This is a genomic window from Mesorhizobium sp. M7A.F.Ca.CA.002.09.1.1 (assembly GCF_003998555.1).
Classification (GTDB): Bacteria; Pseudomonadota; Alphaproteobacteria; order Rhizobiales; family Rhizobiaceae; genus Mesorhizobium; species Mesorhizobium ciceri.
The window spans coordinates 1-594 of sequence record NZ_RZRR01001515.1 but is presented as its reverse complement, the minus strand read 5'-3'; the positions used below and the strand labels follow the sequence as shown (position 1 = coordinate 594).

Here is a 594-nt window from a genome sequence, read left to right as displayed (position 1 = left end):
TTATCTATTTCCGCCTCATCCACACGCTGGGTTCGGTCGGCACCACCTCGCAGGCCTATCTGCGCGTGCCGATCGGCGTCGGCATCGGCGCTCTCTTCCTCGGCGAAAGTCTTGGTTCGACGGCATGGCTGGGCATGGGTTTTGTCGTGGCCGGGGTCGCTGCCATGACCATCCCGGTTCGAAAGCCGGCGTTTGCGCGGTAAACGCCAGCCCGCTTGTGCTCATGGCCTGCGCTGCCTATCTCGGAAGCATCCGCCTTTTAGGCGGCGTCCGCTAACCGGGGGTGTGACAAGGTGATTTTCGACGCTGCCCGCGCTGCGGCCCTCGAGCTGATTTCGCCTCCCTTCCGGGCCGTGTTCGTCAAGACGCTGGGCTTGACCGTGCTGGCACTGGTGGCTCTGTGGTTCGGCCTGACCAGCCTCGTCGAGTGGCTGGCGCTGCCGTGGCTGCAGACGCTGTTGCCCGGCATGCCGTCCTGGGCCGGGTGGCTCGGCGGCATCATCGCGGCAATAGCGCTTGCCTTCGGCATGGCGTTGCTCATCGCGCCGGTGACGGCTGTTGTCGCTGGCCTGTTCCTCGACGATATCGCCGAAG

At 65.3% G+C, this 594-nt stretch carries 2 pseudogenes; both read left to right on the top strand.

What is annotated here, in order from left to right:
• Window positions 1–203 (top strand): annotated as a pseudogene (locus EN994_RS34375) (EamA/RhaT family transporter); the annotation flags it as partial.
• 90 nt (window positions 204–293) lie between these two features.
• Window positions 294–594 (top strand): annotated as a pseudogene (locus EN994_RS34370) (cysteine biosynthesis protein CysZ); the annotation flags it as partial.